We start from the raw sequence: 15,822 nt of genomic DNA on the forward strand, positions 1-15,822 counted from the left end.
TTCGTCAATCAACTTTTTTAGACGACACCTATGAAAACTGCCAAACTCCTCCTTATTGGATTCTTGCTATTTCCTATCCTAACGCAAGCACAAAAGCGTAAAAAAAGAAAAAAAACACCTGCTATTGTCTTAAACGATTCTACGTTTCATGGCCTTAAGTGGCGAAATATAGGTCCTTTTCGAGGAGGGCGGAGTGTAGCTTCATCTGGTGTTGTGGGTCAACCCATGACCTATTATATGGGAACTACAGGGGGTGGTGTATGGAAGACTACCAATGATGGGATCAGTTGGAAAAATGTGTCGGACGGATTTTTTAAAACGGGAACTGTAGGCGCCATTGCCGTAGCAGAAAGCAATCCTAATATTGTTGTTGTAGGCATGGGGGAACACGCTGCCCGAGGGGTAATGACTTCTATGGGGGATGGCGTGTACAAATCTACCGATGCCGGAAAGACCTGGAAACATATTGGTCTTGATTATACCCGTCATATTTCAGATGTCATTATCCATCCTACAAATCCGGACATCATTTTCATCGCCGCACAAGGCGCACAATACGGGTCTTCTACGGATCGTGGAATTTACCGATCCACCAATGGCGGGGAAAGCTGGGAAAAAGTCTTTTATATCGATGGCATTACGGGAGCATCTTCCCTATCTATGGATATGAAAAACCCATTGATTCTATATGCCGCCCTATGGCAACATCGGCGTTTCCCTTGGATCATTGAATCGGGAGGGAAATCGTCCGGACTGTATAAATCCACTGACGGAGGAAACAGTTGGACAAAAATGAAGGAAGGTTTGCCAAAAATGATGGGAAAAGCGGGAATATCGGTTTCCCGAGCCAATCCAGAGCGGGTCTATGCCGTTATTGAAGCAGAAGGGAAAAAAGGAGGGGTATACCGATCGGATGATGCGGGTAAAAAATGGCGTCAGGTCAACGGTGATCGCATCAACATTACACGTTCCTGGTATTATATGGAAATTTTTGCCGATCCCCAGGATGAAAACAAGGTTTATGTACTCAATGCCCCCATGACCCGATCGATTGATGGTGGAAAAAGCTTTAGCCCTGTCCCTACCCCTCATGGCGATAATCATCACCTTTGGATCAACCCTCAGAATAACCGTAAAATGATCAACTCCAATGATGGCGGGGCCAATATCAGCAATACTGGCGGAAGCAGTTGGAGCACACAACAGAATCAAAATACCGCGCAATTCTACCGAGTCATTGCCGATAATCGCATGCCCTATCATCTCTATGCCGGACAACAGGATAACTCTACCCTTGCCATTGCCAGTAGAACCAATGATGGCGGAATAGATTGGAAAGATTGGTATCCCGTTGCAGGGGGAGAAAGTGCTTTCTTGGCCTTTGACCCCGATAATCCTGAAGTGGTTTATGGAGGTACCTATCAAGGAAATATTAGCAAATGGATCGCCAGTTCCAAGGAAGTAAAGTCCATCAAGGAGTATCCAGAACTGGGCTTGGGAAATGCTCCTAAGGATCAAAAATACCGTTACAACTGGAATGCGCCCATTATTAGTTCCCCCCATGACCGCAATACCATTTATCATGCTGGAAACGTAGTTTTTAAGACTGTGGACGGAGGCTTAAGCTGGACAACTATTAGTCCGGATCTGACCCGCAACGATGCCAGTAAACATGGTAAGGGAGGTGGCCCATTCACCAATGAAGCTGCGGGTGGTGAAAACTACAATACTTTGATGTACCTCACGGAATCCCCTCATGAGCAGGGTGTTCTCTGGGCCGGCAGTGATGATGGGTTGCTTCACCTCACCAAGGATGGGGGACAAAACTGGACCAATGTCACTCCCCCCAATTTGGAAGAAGGCATCATTAACAGCATTGAAGTATCTCCACATGATCCCGCAACGGCCTATATCGTTGTAATGCGCTATAAATTTATGGATTTGGCCCCCTACATTTTTAAGACCACGGACTATGGTAAGAGTTGGACGAAAATAGTGAACGGAATTAAAGGTGAGCACACTTTTGTACGTGTGGTACGTGAAGATCCCAAACGAAAGGGATTGTTATATGCTGGAACAGAAACAGGTCTTTATATCTCTTTGGACGATGGCTTAAACTGGCAGCCTTTTCAGTTGAATCTTCCAGTAGTGCCCATTAATGACCTTACGTTCCAAGACAATGACCTTATTGCCGCTACAGCAGGCCGCTCCTTTTGGATCTTGGATGATTTGGGAAGTCTACAACAATTGCCCATGACTCCAGAAACTGCCTTGCGTATTGTAACTCCTAAAGATTCCTATCTATTTTTTGGAGGAAGCAGCACCCGTCCCGTTCCTGGACTGGGACAAAACCCAAAATCAGGAATTACTTTTGACTACTACCTGCCTCAAGCTGCAGATAGCCTAGACTTGACCTTGGAAGTTTGGCAAGACAAGGTGCTTTTGCGATCCTATTCCAATAAAAAGAAAAAAGGATTTAAATCTTGGCCTGGAGGTCCTTCAAGACCGGCTTTATTGCCTTCTAAAAAAGGGCACAATAGATTCACTTGGGATTTTAGACGAGAAAACTTGCCTGCCGTACCCAATGTCTTCGTATTTGGAAGTTATGCCGGTGCAAGGGTCGCCCCAGGGGAATATACCTTAAAATTGAAACTGGAAGATCAGAGCGTCAGTACCCAAGCTACAGTGCTTCCCAACCCAAATATGCAGGTTTCCCCAGCTGACTTTCAGGAACAACAAACTGCTTTGATTCAAATTGAAAACAGCATCCGTGACATTCACGAAGCGGTAAATCAAATGCGATCGGCCAAAGACCAATTAAAGGGACATGCCAAACTCTTAAAAGAAAATACGGAAGCAGATTCGCTCTTAGCTCAGGGCAAGGCATTGTTAAAACGTATCGATGCTTGGGAAAAAACATTGATACAACCGCAACAGAAGACGTTTCAGGATGTTATCAACTATAAGAATCAATTGAATTCGGACTTTATGAATTTAAAGGGTTATATAGATACTGCCGATCCCAGATTGACCCAAGGGGCCAAACAACGCCTGAAGGACCTAAGCCAGCAATGGAAGGGTTTCAATACGGAGCGCAATGCCATTATTAACGAAGGGATGAGTGCCTATAACGCCCTCTATAAGCGTTTGGGTTTCCCTGCCATCATTATCAAAGAAACGGAAAAATAACAGGTATGAACCGACCTTTTATTGCCGATAAAACCTTTAAAGGCGTATCCTATACTGCGACCCGATTACCACAGGGCGAATACGATTCCTGTGTGTTTGAGGGTTGCGATTTTTCCAATTCATATTTGTCCAATACGCATTTTTTAGATTGTGAATTTATCGATTGTAATTTGAGCAACGCCAATATTAAATTTACCCTTTTCAAAGAGGTGCTATTCCAAGATTGTAAATTGTTAGGATTAAAATTTTCGGACTGTGATACGACTTTTATGGCATTTCGTTTTGAGCATTGTAGCTTGGATTTCGCCTCCTTTTATCAGTTGTCCCTACCCAGAACCTTGTTTAAGGACTGCAGTCTTCAAGAAGTGGATTTTGCCGAAGCAGTCCTTGCGGAAAGTCGTTTTGAAAACTCCAATTTGGCACGGGCCATTTTTGATCGAACCGACCTGATGCAAACCGATTTTAGCACCGCCTACAATATGACTATTGACCCGGCACAAAACAAGATAAAAAAAGCTAAATTTTCCAGGGAAGGAGCATTATCCTTATTGGGAACATATGATATTGTTATTGAGGATTGATTCATTTTTCGTGCTCCCCATTTTTTTCAGTATCTTACTATCCGAAATATTTCTATAAATAAATCGGATTGCCGAAAGCACGAAGTTTCATGATAAAAAACACTGCTCTTGAAGAAAAAATGTGAAGAATGCGGTACTAAAATCAGCGGTAGGATCGACAAAAAATTTTGCTCGGATTACTGCCGCAACGCCTATAACAATAAAATCAATAAAGACAGTAAAAATCTTATTCGCAACATCAATAACAGATTGCGGAAAAACTATAGGATATTGGATAGTTTTCCTTTAAAAGAGGGAAAAACAAAAACAACCCGAACCCGCTTATTGGATAAAGGTTTCGATTTTGACTTTATCACCAATATATATACCACCAAAAAGGGCACGACCTATTTTTTCGTTTATGATTTGGGATACTTGCCCTTGGATAACGATTATTATATGATTGTTAAACGAGAATAACGAAAAACAGTTATTTTTTCCAATTCTGACCACTCAGTTTTAGCGCGGCAACAACAATATCCTTGCGACTGATCTGCCCTACCAGTAATCCATCCTTGAGTACGGGCAATCTGCGCCGATTATTCTTATGAAAAACTCCCGCAGCATCAAAAATACTGATGTTATGTGGGATGGTTTCCACATCTTTGGTCATGTGCGTGGCCACACTCTTATCCAAAATAGGTTGATTGAAATAGCGACTCTCCGAAATTTCCTTCATGCAATCTGCCTCAGAAATAATACCTACTAAGAATCCATTATCATCCAATACGGGACCTCCGGAAATATTATACTTCGTAAAAAGTTCCATGACCTCCAAAATGGACTGTTCCGCTTGGAACGTAATCAATTTTTTTGTCATATAGTCCTCCACTAAAATTGGAGCATCGAACTCTTTTTTCACGGTCTTGCGTGCGCCTTGAAAGCTCTTGATTCCCATAGCGTTAGTTTTTAGGTGAATTACTAAAGCTAACCATTTTTTTCGGGTTATGTAAATTTTTTCGTCAAAATACGCCGTCCCATTAGAATTTCATACTTTTATACAAACCCTGGAATCCAAACAAAAATGAAGCGAATACAAGCACTTATCACACTACTCTTTGTGATATTGGCCATCTATTGGAGTTTTAATGCAGCCATGCCTTCCTATACTCCTGACGCCTCCATAGCCACCAGTTCTTTCTCTACCGATCGCGCTATGGAACATGTCAAAAACATGGCTCAAAAACCGCATGCCGTTGGCTTTCCTGCACATGCCGAAGTACGAAAGTACATTGTCGACGAACTACACAAAATGGGACTGGAGACTTCTCTCCAGGAAGGATATACCGCAGGAGATTGGGCCAATTTAAGTAGTGCTACCAATATTTTGGCCCGCATTGAGGGATCTGAAGAAGGTAAAGCTTTGGTTTTGCTGTCCCATTACGATAGTAATCCGCATTCCTCTCTGGGCGCCAGTGATGCCGGAAGTGGTGTCGCTACTATTTTAGAAGGTATCCGAGCCTTTCTTTCTGAAAAGAAGACCCCTAAAAATGATATTATCATTCTGATTACGGATGCCGAGGAATTGGGACTGAATGGGGCCGATCTTTTTGTAAACCAACATCCTTGGGCCAAGGAAGTAGGGCTTGTTCTCAATTTTGAAGCCAGAGGTAGTGGAGGTCCAGGATATATGCTCATTGAGACCAATAGAGGAAATGGGAAATTGATCGAAGAGTTTACCAAGGCAGCTCCCGAGTACCCTGTGGCGAATTCCTTGGCCTACAGCATTTATAAATTGCTTCCCAATGATACTGATCTTACCGTATTTCGGGAAGACGGGGATATCGAGGGCTTTAACTTCGCCTTTATCGGAGATCATTTTGATTACCACACCGCACAGGACACTTATGACCGACTGGATAAAAATACCTTGGCACATCAAGGAAGTTATTTGATGCCCTTACTACATTATTTTGCTGATTCAGATCTTGATCATCTAAAAAGCTTGGACGATTACATTTATTTCAATGTGCCTTTTTTTAAATTGGTTTCCTATCCTTTTGAATGGATATGGCCGATGTTTGGATTGGCAGTATTTCTCTTTATCGTTCTTTTGATTATTGGATTTCGCAAGAAAAGCGTAAAATTGGCCGATTTGTCCAAAGGATTTCTGCCCTTGCTACTATCTTTAGGATTAAACGCCATTGTGGGGTATTACAGTTGGGTGGTATTACGACAGCTATACCCCCAATATCAGGATATGTTGCATGGCTTTACCTATAACGGCTATACCTATATTTTAGCTTTTGCCTTATTTTCCATTGGCAGTAGTTTTTGGATCTACCATCGGTTTAAAGGAATAACTACGGCCAATCTTTTGGTAGCTCCGCTAGTACTGTGGCTGATTATCTGTGGTGCTTTAGGGGCCTATTTGCCCGGAGCCAGTTTCTTTATCGTGCCTGTCTTTGCCTTATTGGCTGCCTTTATGGTGACCATCAATCAGGAAAAGCCCAATCCCTATCTACTTACGTTCCTGTGTATTCCTGCCCTTTTAATGTTGGCTCCTTTTGTAAAAATGTTCCCGGTTGGATTAGGATTAAAAATGATGGTGGCGGCCACGGCCTTTTCCACACTCCTTTTCTTCCTCTGTTTACCGCTTTTCGGATACTATAAACACAAATCGCGTTTGGCCTATATTAGTATGCTTTTGTTTGTAGGTTTTATGCTATCTGCACATTTCAATGCAGGTTTTACTAAAGAAAATGCCAAACCCACCAGTTTGTTATATGTCTTGGATGTGGATACCAATACGGCCCAATGGGCCACTTATGAAAACAGTGTATCCCCTTGGACGGAACAATATTTGAAAGTGGACAGGACTGAAGAAGTTGAAAATGCAAAGACCATCAGTAGTAAATACGGCACTCGATTTACCCATAGGGCTCCCGCTCCCGTAAAAGCAATTCCTATCCCCCACATTGAAAAAACGAGGGACACCATCATTGGCGAAGAACGTATCTTGAACATCTGTATCACTCCTCAGCGTAGCATCAACAGATTGGAACTCTTTACCAATGCTATTCCTATCGGCAAAGCTAAAGTTAACAGCGTTCCATTGCCTTCCTATTTTATGGAACAGCGAAATGGCGGTAGGTTGGTTACCTATTATACCGGGTCAGATAATTATACGGAATTGGAAATCCATACGACCAAGGACAGTGTTTTGGAACTTACCCTATATGAAGCTTCCAATGACCTTTTGAGCAATTCACTCTTTTCCATTCCCGAGCGGCCGGCGGACAACATCCCTATGCCTTTTGTTTTAAACGATGCTATTTTGCTCACTAAAACCGTACGATTTGAATAAACATATTGGTGTTATTGGTTGTGGTTGGTTCGGATTGCCCCTAGCCCAAGCTTTGGTAAAGGAGGGACATTTGGTCCATGGAAGTACCACTTCTACAGCGAAAACGCAGGAATTAAAAAAGCATGGGATTTTTCCTTTTGTGATTTCCCTTTCAGAAAATGGCATCTCCGGACCTATTCAAGATTTTCTTCAAAGCCTAGAGGTTTTGGTGGTGAATGTTCCCCCGAGATTACGCAGTGGATCTCAAGAGGACTATACCAAAAAGATGGAGCTTTTGTTAGAGGCCATTCAATCCAGTACTGTTCGAAAGATTATATTTATAAGCAGCACCTCGGTATATGGCGATATCAATGGAAAAGTGACCGAATTGACTACTCCTCAACCTGAAACAGCTTCGGGCAAGCAGATGCTTATTTCGGAAAAAATCTTCAGGAATGCGACGGGATTACAAACTACCATTGTTCGTTTTGGAGGTCTTATAGGTCCGCATAGGCATCCTATTACACGTTTAGCGGGCAGAAAAGGACTCTCCAATGGCAATGCCCCACTCAATCTTATTCATTTGGATGATTGTATTGGTATTGTGCAAAGGATTATAGCCGAAGCATATTGGGACGACATCTTTAATGCCGTTTACCCCTATCATCCTTCAAAAAAAGAATATTATTCGGCTGAAGCACTTAAAAGGGGCCTTAAAGCTCCCGAATATGGGGAAAAAAGCAGCATGGTGGGCAAGTGCATTTCATCGGAAAAGCTGATAAATGTTAAAAATTATGAATTTGTCACCTCTATTGTAAGATAGTACACCACACAAAACGATCATTTCACAACAAACCTCTGCTTTTTACGTTAAAAAAATTGGCTAACCTCAAGGAATACGGCATTTCCCTCTAACTTTGTAGGGTATTCAAAAAAAAAGAAAAAAAATGAAAAGCTTGAGTTTAAAAAAGAAAATTTTAGATGAATTTGAACGATTGATCGCCATGAGTTGTGCCAACTTAAATGGCATTTCCGAATTCAACGATCTACATACGGCCATACTTAAAAAAGCGTATAATGCTGCCGAGGTTGCTATTGATTATAGCAGGAATAGAATTGATATGGACATTGTCATGGATGATACGGTCTACGATCAGAAGGCAGTGAATCTTCATCTTCCGACCTTTAGGGCCAATATGACCTTTAAAAATTTAGGGGAGTTTCTAAAAACCTGCCTGACTACGGACCATGCCAGCCTTGCATTCTATGCCAGTCTTTTGCAAGCCCGTCAGCGCAAAAAGGCAGATTTGACGCTCGCATAAGTTTCAATCCATCATAATACGGAGAAAAAAGGTGCTTTTGGCACCTTTTTTGGTTGATGATAGGGGCCAGACAAGGTTTCGGGCTTTCCTTAATGGAATACTGAAAATATTTTAATAGTTTTAGCCACTAAATAATTATGACGATGAAAAAATTACTGCTTGTTTTTGTGTTCACTGGAAGTTTTTTTGCCCATGGACAGACCAAAAGTGAATTACAAAAGCACTATGAAGCCTTTTATAACGAGATGAAATCCCAATCTGATGTTATTGGAATCATCAATGCCCTTACCCACTTAAATGTGATTTCCCCTTCTAAAGAACGGAAAGATACCTTGGCTTATGTCTATGCCAATAACAATCAGCATTTACAGGCTTTGAATACTATAGGTATAGAGAACAATGCCAATGATTCCGATTTGGCCGTAAGAGTCAAAGCGGTTTCTTTAAAGGCATTGAACCAGCCCAAACGAGCTTTGGAACAGTTTGAGATTTTGAACAAAAGAAATCCTACCGCCTATCTGGCTTACGAATTATCCGATTTAAAAATCCAAACCAGTGACAATGCTGGCGCCGCCATAAACATTGAATACGGTATTGCTAATGCTACCGATAAAATGACCTATGCTTTCTATGAAAGGCAACAACCTTATGAGGTTCCTTTGAAAGCTGCTTTTCTACACCTTAAGGGGTTAATGACCTATAATAAAGACAAAACAGATATCGATGGTGCTCTAGCCAGCATTGATGAAGCTTTAAAAATAGCACCAAACTTCAATTTGGCAAGCCTTACCAAACAAGCTTTGGAATCCCGAAAAGCAGGAACTGCAGAACCTACGAAAGAATAGCACAAAATACAATTCAAAAAAAGCGGGTTTTAAGACCCGCTTTTTTTATTTTTCAGCTTCCAATTCGCTCAATAAGGCCTTAAAGCCCAAAGCTACTCCATTGGTCCAGCCAAATCCATCCTGAGTTTCATATTCTCCTCCACCCGAAAGTAAACTCACATCTTCAACATTATACTTTTCCATCATTTTGCCCGTATTCCTGTACACCCGTTCGTTAAGGGCCAACCAACGTTCCATAATTATTTCTGCTTCCGAAACATAGCCATAGTGCAATAATCCCTTTACGGCAATCCATTGCAGAGGCGCCCATCCATTAGGCGCATCCCACTGTTGTCCACTATGTTTTAAGGTGGTCACTAAACCTCCATCCTTCAAAAAATCATCCATCACACGCGTCTTAATCGCTTCCGCTTGTTCTGGTGTTGCCAACTCAAAAAACAGGGGAAATACCCCAGCTAAGGTAAGCTCATCGGTAGTCTGTCGTGCTTTAAAATCAAAATCCATAAAAAAGGCCAATTCTTCATTCCAGAAAAGCAATTGTATGGCTTCTTTTCGCTTTTCAGCCTTATTCATGAATAATGCTGCATTTTCATCATCGCCCTGTAGACCATAGCCCTCAGCAATTTTCGATTCCATAAAATACAGAAGGCAATTTAAATCGATCGCTGCAATATCCGCGGTTCCCGTAGAGGCAAAATCGCCTTCTTTTGCATACCATCTGCTGCTAAAATCCCAGCCCGATGCCGCTCCCGAACGCAAATTGATATACAATCTTTCTTTTTCTTCTGGAGATCCCAAATCCTGTGCCAGCAGATAATCTTCTTTATACGATTCCGGCCGGGGTGTTTTGCCACTATCCCAATAGCGATTCACAAAAGCCCCATTTGCAGTCCTTAACACCCTCTTCTGAGCTTGAAAAGACGCAGTAACCTCCGCTTCGTCCTCCATCCAAAATTCATATTCCTTACGAATGGTTGGAAAATAATGCAATAGCATTTCCTGATCTTCTTGTGCCAAAGCGTCCACCATCAATGTATAAAAGGGGGGTTGGGAACGCGTGAGGTAATAATCCCTTGTTCCATTGGGAATAAATCCTATGGAATCAATAAGGTGGGCAAAATTATCTACCATATTTCTGGCAAGTTCTTTTTGCCCATCTACCAATAAGCCTTCCAATGTAAAATAACTATCCCAATAGTAAATCTCCTGAAATCTTCCTCCAGGAACAATATACGACTTGGGCAGGGCTATTCTCGAGGAATAGGGCAGTACAGCGTCAGGCCCCCTTTTTAATTTAGGCCAGATGCTATGGATATGCTCATACATGTTTTTGGTAGTGTCCGTAGCAAAAGATAGTGTCGCTAGCGACTTATCACTAAAATGCTGGGTGACAAAGTCCGTTAAACTGAAATCTGACGTTTCCTTTTGCTCCAGATATAAGGCGTTCAGGGTTGCATAAGATTCTTTGGGTACCAAATCCACAAAGGTTTTTGAATCCTCAAAAACTTCTTCCAATTGAACGGCTTTGAAGAGATCGGTTTCGTAAAAGTTAACAGGAGTTTGTTCTTTTTTTTCATTTCCACAACTCATTAGAAATAAGACCAATAAGACAGGTATAATATATGCTTTGGACATCATTTATTATTTTTTCTAAATGTAAGCACAAAATTTGAAATGTAGATCTTGAATGCAGAAAGGGGAATATTCTAGTTATAGCAGCCTCCCTAGTCCTGGGTTTTTAATTTCTGCAACAACAGGCTGTCTTTTTCTTTTTTAAGCGCTACCAGTTCCGCTACATTTTCATTGGGAACGGCAATGGACAATACGTAGTGGGCTATTTTCCATTGACCCTCTACTTTTTTTAAGACTCCGGATCCCCGGCATAATTTCATTTGGGTATCCAACAATTCATCGAACCAGGCAAAATCTTTAGTATCGTTCAGGTAAATATGGCGTTCCACCGCAGTAAAATCCCAAGCCTTTCCAGCCTCAAAATAAGGTTTGGAAAATGCTCTAAACGCTTTATTCTGCCAATTCTCGGTGGCGTCTGTACCAATGAACACCCCATCTTGGGTCATTTCATTAAAATAGGCCTTAAAATCCGCATCGGCTGCGGCTTTATGCCATCGATTTAAAACTGTAGTAATGGTATTTTGTTCCGTTTGCTGCCCGTATCCCAGCGCAGTTACAATTAAAAAGAGTAGTACAGTGGCTCGCTTATTCATCCAGTATTAAATTAATGTCCAACGTATTGTTGACAATAACATTGAACTGATTTCGATAGGCATTGTAGGCCGTCACCATCTCCAACATCGATGGCAAGGGGTCCGAAAACTCCACTAAACTGGCACTAGCCTTTAAAATATAGGTTTTAAATACTTTTTGCCTGCTTCGTATTTCCGGATTATCAAAGCGTTCAGGATAGGTAGATTGTTCCAGAGCCTCCTCTGACTCGGTCAAAGCCTCTAAGGCCAAATCCAGGTCTTCTAGGTTTTTTACCTTCAGCAAAGCATCAAAACTTGCCTCAATGGCATTAAATTCGGGCCAATCTTTGAGAATAGCAGTGGCTTTGGAATCCAGGCGTATTTTCTTGGGCAATTTGGTCACATCAAATTCTACCTCAGCACTATCGGTAATGGCAGCATCGCTCTTCTTTTCACTGCACGAAAAAAAGAGTATCATGAGGCTGCTAAAAAACAATAATTTTCCCATAGAACGAATGTACAAATTTTAAGATAAGCTATCTTTACCTTCAAATTCATTTAACTTCATTTTGATGCAAAAATCAATATTAATTATAGGTGCCTGTGGACAGATAGGCACGGAACTCACACTGGCGTTACGGGAACAATACGGCAACGATCAGGTAATTGCCAGTGATATTCGGGAAGGAACGGAAGCTTTGATGGCTTCAGGACCTTTTGAGCTTTTGGATGCTACAAATTACGATGCCATAGAAGATGTTGTGATGCACTATGGTATTGAAGAAGTATATCTTATGGCAGCCATGCTCAGTGCCACCGCCGAAAAATTCCCAATGCGGGCCTGGGACCTTAATATGAATTCTCTGTTCAATGTGCTCAATCTAGCCAAGGATAAAAAAATAGATAAAATCTTCTGGCCGTCCAGTATTGCTGTATTTGGGCCCAATACCCCTAAAGAAAATACCCCACAGGATACTGTCATGGCCCCTTCTACGGTATATGGTATTAGTAAACAATCCGGGGAACGCTGGTGTGCCTACTATCACGACAAGTACGAGGTAGATGTTCGTAGCGTACGCTATCCGGGACTAATCAGTTGGAAAACCTTGCCTGGAGGAGGCACCACGGACTATGCCGTGGAAATTTATTTAAAAGCCTTAGAAGAAAACCACTACAATTGCTTTCTTTCCGAGAATACCAAATTACCTATGATGTTCATGGATGATGCCATTAGGGCCACCATTCAACTTATGGATACGGAGGCGGGCAATGTAAAGGTGCGCTCTTCCTATAATTTGGCGGCCATGAGCTTTACGCCCAAGGAAATTGCAGAAAGTATACAACAACAACTTCCTGATTTTAAGGTAGCGTATACTCCTGATTTTAGGCAGGACATAGCAGATTCCTGGCCTAGTAGTATTGATGATAGCCGTGCCCGGGAAGATTGGGGATGGGTTTCAAGATTTGATTTGGAAAAAACAACCCATACAATGCTGAAAAACCTAAAATAAGGAAACTGTCGTACTTCTAACAACATGAAAATCACTCTTGCTTCGGGGTGATTTTTTGTTTTAAGCTCCTTATCTAATTCCTATTTTCTTTGGACGACAGTAAATTGCCATTGACCGAAATCGCATCACATTCAGAAGGATTCTTCTATAATTTAGGGAAAACAAAACCAAGAAATCTGTTTCACTTAAAACTTAATATTATGAAAAACAATCCCTTCGTTATCGCCTATTTAAAAGTACTTATTGTTTCCTTATTGGCTGGTTTATTATCTGTTGCCCTTGGAACTTCTTTATCCTTAATTGGTTTGATTTAATATGGACTTCACGCCTATACCCCTTTCAAAAATGTATCACTTTAAACTCTATTCCCATGAAAGATCATTTCCTTACAACCCTTTATCTAAAAGTACTCGTAGTTTCACTCACCACAGCCCTGTGTGGCGTAGCACTGATATCCGCATTGTCCTTAGTTGGATTAATTTAAATGCACGATGTTTTTACAATGGTACCATTGTACGGTCATATCGAGCCTAGTAGAGATTCGTATTGATATTCTCTATCATAAATCCCCCCATCTCTGTTCATAGCTGGGCTCGAACTGATCTTGACACTACATACCGAACACTGTATTTTTTATCCGAATTAACACGAAGATGTTAAGGACCTATTCCTAAATAAGGACATTTCCATTTTTAATATCCGATTTCCCACCGGTTTTTTCCAACAAGCGTATCGCTAGAATTTCAATGCCTTTATCAATAGGTTTTAGCATATCGTACATATTCAAAGCCACCACAGAAGCACCGTGCATGGCCTCTACTTCCACCCCTGTTTTATAAATGGTTTTTACCGTCATCCGTACATGGATTTCCAGACCTTGGATCTCGTAATCAATAGCGGTATATTCAATGGGCAATGGATGGCAATCGGGCAATAGATCCGGAGTGCGTTTTACCCCTAGTAGGCCAGCGGCTTTACTCATGGCAAACACATCGCCTTTGGGCACACGCTGTTCCTTTATTGCACTAATGGTTTCTTCCGAACTTACTTTTACAATAGCCTGGGCAATGGCTGTTCGCAGCGTATTATTTTTGTGGGTGATGTCTACCATGATTATCGGTTTACTTTCCATTGATAGCCATCCTCTCCAAAAAGCTCCTTCCCAAAAACAGGGACTTCCACTTTGATTTCTTCCACAATAAAATGAAGGGCTTCAAAGACTTCCTTGCGATGTGGGGAAGACACAAAGACAAAGAGACATATCTCACCAGTGGGCACTACCCCTCTACTATGATAGATATGCATGCAGCTCAATTCAAATTTTTCAAAGGCCTTTTCCCGAATCTCATGGAATTTGATATTTGCCATTTCTTCGTAGGCCGAATACTCTATGGCAGTAACTGTCTTTTCCTCGATTACATCGGCCCGTACTTGGCCCAAAAAGATATCATGGGCTCCAATCTGGGTCTTGGATTGGTGCTTTTTAATGGAATTTGCAATAAACTCCGGACTAATCGGTCCTTCTACAAATACATTTTTTACTTTTTGCTTTTCCATAGCTTACTACGTTACATCTTTATTCTTTCGTTTTCTTTTCCACCAAACCTTTGGTAAATTCATTTAAGGTCTCTACTTTTTCTTCGAAATCTCCCTTGATGGTTTTTCGGAATTCATTGAGGTTCTTGACCAGATCATCTATATTCTCGGGAATCACATCCTCAAAAAATTGTCGCAACCTTTTGGCAGTGGTAGGCGATTTCCCATTGGTGGAAATGGCTACTTTTACATTTCCTTTGGTCACAATACCCCCCATATAAAAATCGCAAAAAGGGGGATTGTCGGCCACATTCACCAAAATACTTTCTGCTCTACAATCGTGATAGACCTGCTCGTTGACCGGTACATTATCGGTCGTGGCCACCACCATATGTTTGTCTTTGAGGTATTTTTTGTCATAAGCATCCACTGTCATTTTAATATGGAACTTTTCGGCTAGGGCAATGGTCTCTTCCCGAAACATCAAGGATACCATTTCCACTTGGGCTCCCGGGCTGGATTTTAAGAGAAAAGTGAGTTTTTCCAGGGCCACATTGCCTCCCCCAACAATCAGAATGTTAAGGTTAGACACTTTTAAAAAGACAGGATACAGTTCGTTTCGTTCCATGTTACCATTGTTTTCTACTGCTGCAAAGATACTTAAGCTTCCAAGGCTTTTTGTATTAAGGCCAGCCCATTTTCCGATAAAGGCAGTTTTAAGGCCGCCTCCCTTCCTTGGTCGGACATCTTCCGCCAAGTTTTCTTTACAATATCCACTATTTTAGCCTCGTCGTGTTTCACCGCAAAATCTTCAAAGTAAAATTCCAAAAATACGAGGCAGATCACATCTTCCAATAGTTGGGTCTCTTCGTTCTTTTTCAACTGTTTTTTGGTGAGCAAAAAGCGTACTTTTTCAATGATTTCAACATCATAACCCACTTCTTCCAAGATGTCCGCTGCTTTATCCGCATGGAAATTTTTGAGTTCCTGTCGCCATTTTAAGTAACCCGTACGGTCCATGGGATAGGAATCGCGCGGAATTTCCCAACGGCAGATATGTTGGCAACGTGCTGTGAGTTGCAAGGCCTCCGAAGCTTCCGGTGCAAAGTCGCTCAATTTTTCCGTCATGCGCAAGGCATAGAGTAATTCTTTAGGGTGGGTTTCCCCTTTCCATAATTCAGTATTGGGATCTTGAGCATTGGCAGCATCAAAAAGGGCAAAGGCTCTGTTTAATTTTTCAGAAGTAGACATGCGCAAAAGGGTTTTCCCAAAGCTATTTAGAAATAGGTAGATACGCAATAGGATCAAG

Annotated in this window: 16 protein-coding genes; 8 read left to right on the forward strand and 8 right to left on the reverse strand. The window is 41.6% G+C overall.

Annotated features, from left to right (window positions below):
* The first annotated feature begins 30 nt into the window (after positions 1–30).
* From ACEXOE_RS04980 to ACEXOE_RS04990, 3 genes are all read left to right on the forward strand, one after another.
* Positions 31–3,189 carry a WD40/YVTN/BNR-like repeat-containing protein gene (locus ACEXOE_RS04980; RefSeq protein WP_394747629.1) on the forward strand — a complete coding sequence of 1,053 codons (3,159 nt, stop codon included), beginning with the start codon at positions 31–33 and terminating at the stop codon, positions 3,187–3,189.
* A gap of 5 nt (positions 3,190–3,194) precedes the next feature.
* Positions 3,195–3,770, forward strand: a complete 576-nt coding sequence (locus ACEXOE_RS04985; protein WP_394747630.1) for a pentapeptide repeat-containing protein — start codon at positions 3,195–3,197, stop codon at positions 3,768–3,770.
* A 108-nt stretch (positions 3,771–3,878) separates the two neighbouring features.
* Positions 3,879–4,229, forward strand: a complete 351-nt coding sequence (locus tag ACEXOE_RS04990) for a hypothetical protein (protein WP_394747631.1) — start codon at positions 3,879–3,881, stop codon at positions 4,227–4,229.
* A gap of 10 nt (positions 4,230–4,239) precedes the next feature.
* Here ACEXOE_RS04990 and ACEXOE_RS04995 read toward each other — a convergent pair whose 3' ends face one another.
* A complete protein-coding gene (locus ACEXOE_RS04995; RefSeq protein ID WP_394747632.1) occupies positions 4,240–4,707 on the reverse strand; it encodes a CBS domain-containing protein in 468 nt (155 codons plus the stop codon).
* A gap of 126 nt (positions 4,708–4,833) precedes the next feature.
* Between ACEXOE_RS04995 and ACEXOE_RS05000 the strand changes: the two genes are divergently transcribed.
* The 4 genes from ACEXOE_RS05000 to ACEXOE_RS05015 all read left to right on the forward strand — a co-directional run bounded on the left by ACEXOE_RS05000 (position 4,834) and on the right by ACEXOE_RS05015 (position 9,262).
* The gene (locus ACEXOE_RS05000; protein WP_394747633.1) at positions 4,834–7,116 is read left to right on the forward strand and encodes a M28 family peptidase; all 2,283 of its coding nucleotides are present in this window, start codon (positions 4,834–4,836) and stop codon (positions 7,114–7,116) included.
* Positions 7,109–7,918 carry an SDR family oxidoreductase gene (locus ACEXOE_RS05005; RefSeq protein ID WP_394747634.1) on the forward strand — a complete coding sequence of 270 codons (810 nt, stop codon included), beginning with the start codon at positions 7,109–7,111 and terminating at the stop codon, positions 7,916–7,918. The genes ACEXOE_RS05000 and ACEXOE_RS05005 overlap by 8 nt, the downstream gene beginning before the upstream one ends.
* A 124-nt stretch (positions 7,919–8,042) precedes the next feature.
* Positions 8,043–8,417, forward strand: a complete 375-nt coding sequence (locus ACEXOE_RS05010; RefSeq protein WP_394747635.1) for a hypothetical protein — start codon at positions 8,043–8,045, stop codon at positions 8,415–8,417.
* Between the two features lie 143 nt (positions 8,418–8,560).
* Complete coding sequence (locus ACEXOE_RS05015; RefSeq protein ID WP_394747636.1) at positions 8,561–9,262, forward strand: hypothetical protein; 702 nt, start codon at positions 8,561–8,563, stop codon at positions 9,260–9,262.
* Positions 9,263–9,307: 45 nt separating this feature from the next.
* On the opposite strand, the gene treF is transcribed toward ACEXOE_RS05015, so the two are convergent.
* The 3 genes from treF to ACEXOE_RS05030 all read right to left on the reverse strand — a co-directional run bounded on the left by treF (position 9,308) and on the right by ACEXOE_RS05030 (position 11,974).
* The gene (gene treF, locus ACEXOE_RS05020) at positions 9,308–10,900 is read right to left on the reverse strand and encodes an alpha,alpha-trehalase TreF (protein ID WP_394747637.1); all 1,593 of its coding nucleotides are present in this window, start codon (positions 10,898–10,900) and stop codon (positions 9,308–9,310) included.
* Positions 10,901–10,986: 86 nt separating this feature from the next.
* Complete coding sequence (locus ACEXOE_RS05025) at positions 10,987–11,487, reverse strand: nuclear transport factor 2 family protein (protein ID WP_394747638.1); 501 nt, start codon at positions 11,485–11,487, stop codon at positions 10,987–10,989.
* On the reverse strand, positions 11,480–11,974 hold the full coding sequence (locus ACEXOE_RS05030; RefSeq protein ID WP_394747640.1) for a hypothetical protein: 495 nt from the start codon (positions 11,972–11,974) through the stop codon (positions 11,480–11,482). The genes ACEXOE_RS05025 and ACEXOE_RS05030 overlap by 8 nt, the downstream gene beginning before the upstream one ends.
* A gap of 64 nt (positions 11,975–12,038) precedes the next feature.
* Between ACEXOE_RS05030 and ACEXOE_RS05035 the strand changes: the two genes are divergently transcribed.
* Positions 12,039–12,977 carry an NAD-dependent epimerase/dehydratase family protein gene (locus tag ACEXOE_RS05035; RefSeq protein WP_394747641.1) on the forward strand — a complete coding sequence of 313 codons (939 nt, stop codon included), beginning with the start codon at positions 12,039–12,041 and terminating at the stop codon, positions 12,975–12,977.
* A 670-nt stretch (positions 12,978–13,647) separates the two neighbouring features.
* On the opposite strand, the gene moaC is transcribed toward ACEXOE_RS05035, so the two are convergent.
* The 4 genes from moaC to ACEXOE_RS05055 are packed head-to-tail and all read right to left on the reverse strand — an operon-like array spanning position 13,648 to position 15,764.
* The gene (gene moaC / locus ACEXOE_RS05040) at positions 13,648–14,088 is read right to left on the reverse strand and encodes a cyclic pyranopterin monophosphate synthase MoaC (RefSeq protein ID WP_394747642.1); all 441 of its coding nucleotides are present in this window, start codon (positions 14,086–14,088) and stop codon (positions 13,648–13,650) included.
* 2 nt (positions 14,089–14,090) lie between these two features.
* Positions 14,091–14,534 (reverse strand): molybdenum cofactor biosynthesis protein MoaE, encoded by a 444-nt coding sequence (locus ACEXOE_RS05045; protein ID WP_394747643.1) that lies wholly within the window; start codon positions 14,532–14,534, stop codon positions 14,091–14,093.
* 19 nt (positions 14,535–14,553) lie between these two features.
* Positions 14,554–15,141 (reverse strand): precorrin-2 dehydrogenase/sirohydrochlorin ferrochelatase family protein, encoded by a 588-nt coding sequence (locus ACEXOE_RS05050; RefSeq protein WP_394747645.1) that lies wholly within the window; start codon positions 15,139–15,141, stop codon positions 14,554–14,556.
* Positions 15,142–15,173: 32 nt separating this feature from the next.
* Positions 15,174–15,764, reverse strand: coding sequence for a DUF4202 domain-containing protein (locus tag ACEXOE_RS05055; RefSeq protein WP_394747646.1), 591 nt, complete (start codon positions 15,762–15,764; stop codon positions 15,174–15,176).
* Between the last annotated feature and the right edge of the window lie 58 nt (positions 15,765–15,822).

Source organism: Spongiimicrobium salis (genome assembly GCF_043678055.1).
GTDB lineage: Bacteria > Bacteroidota > Bacteroidia > Flavobacteriales > Flavobacteriaceae > Spongiimicrobium > Spongiimicrobium salis.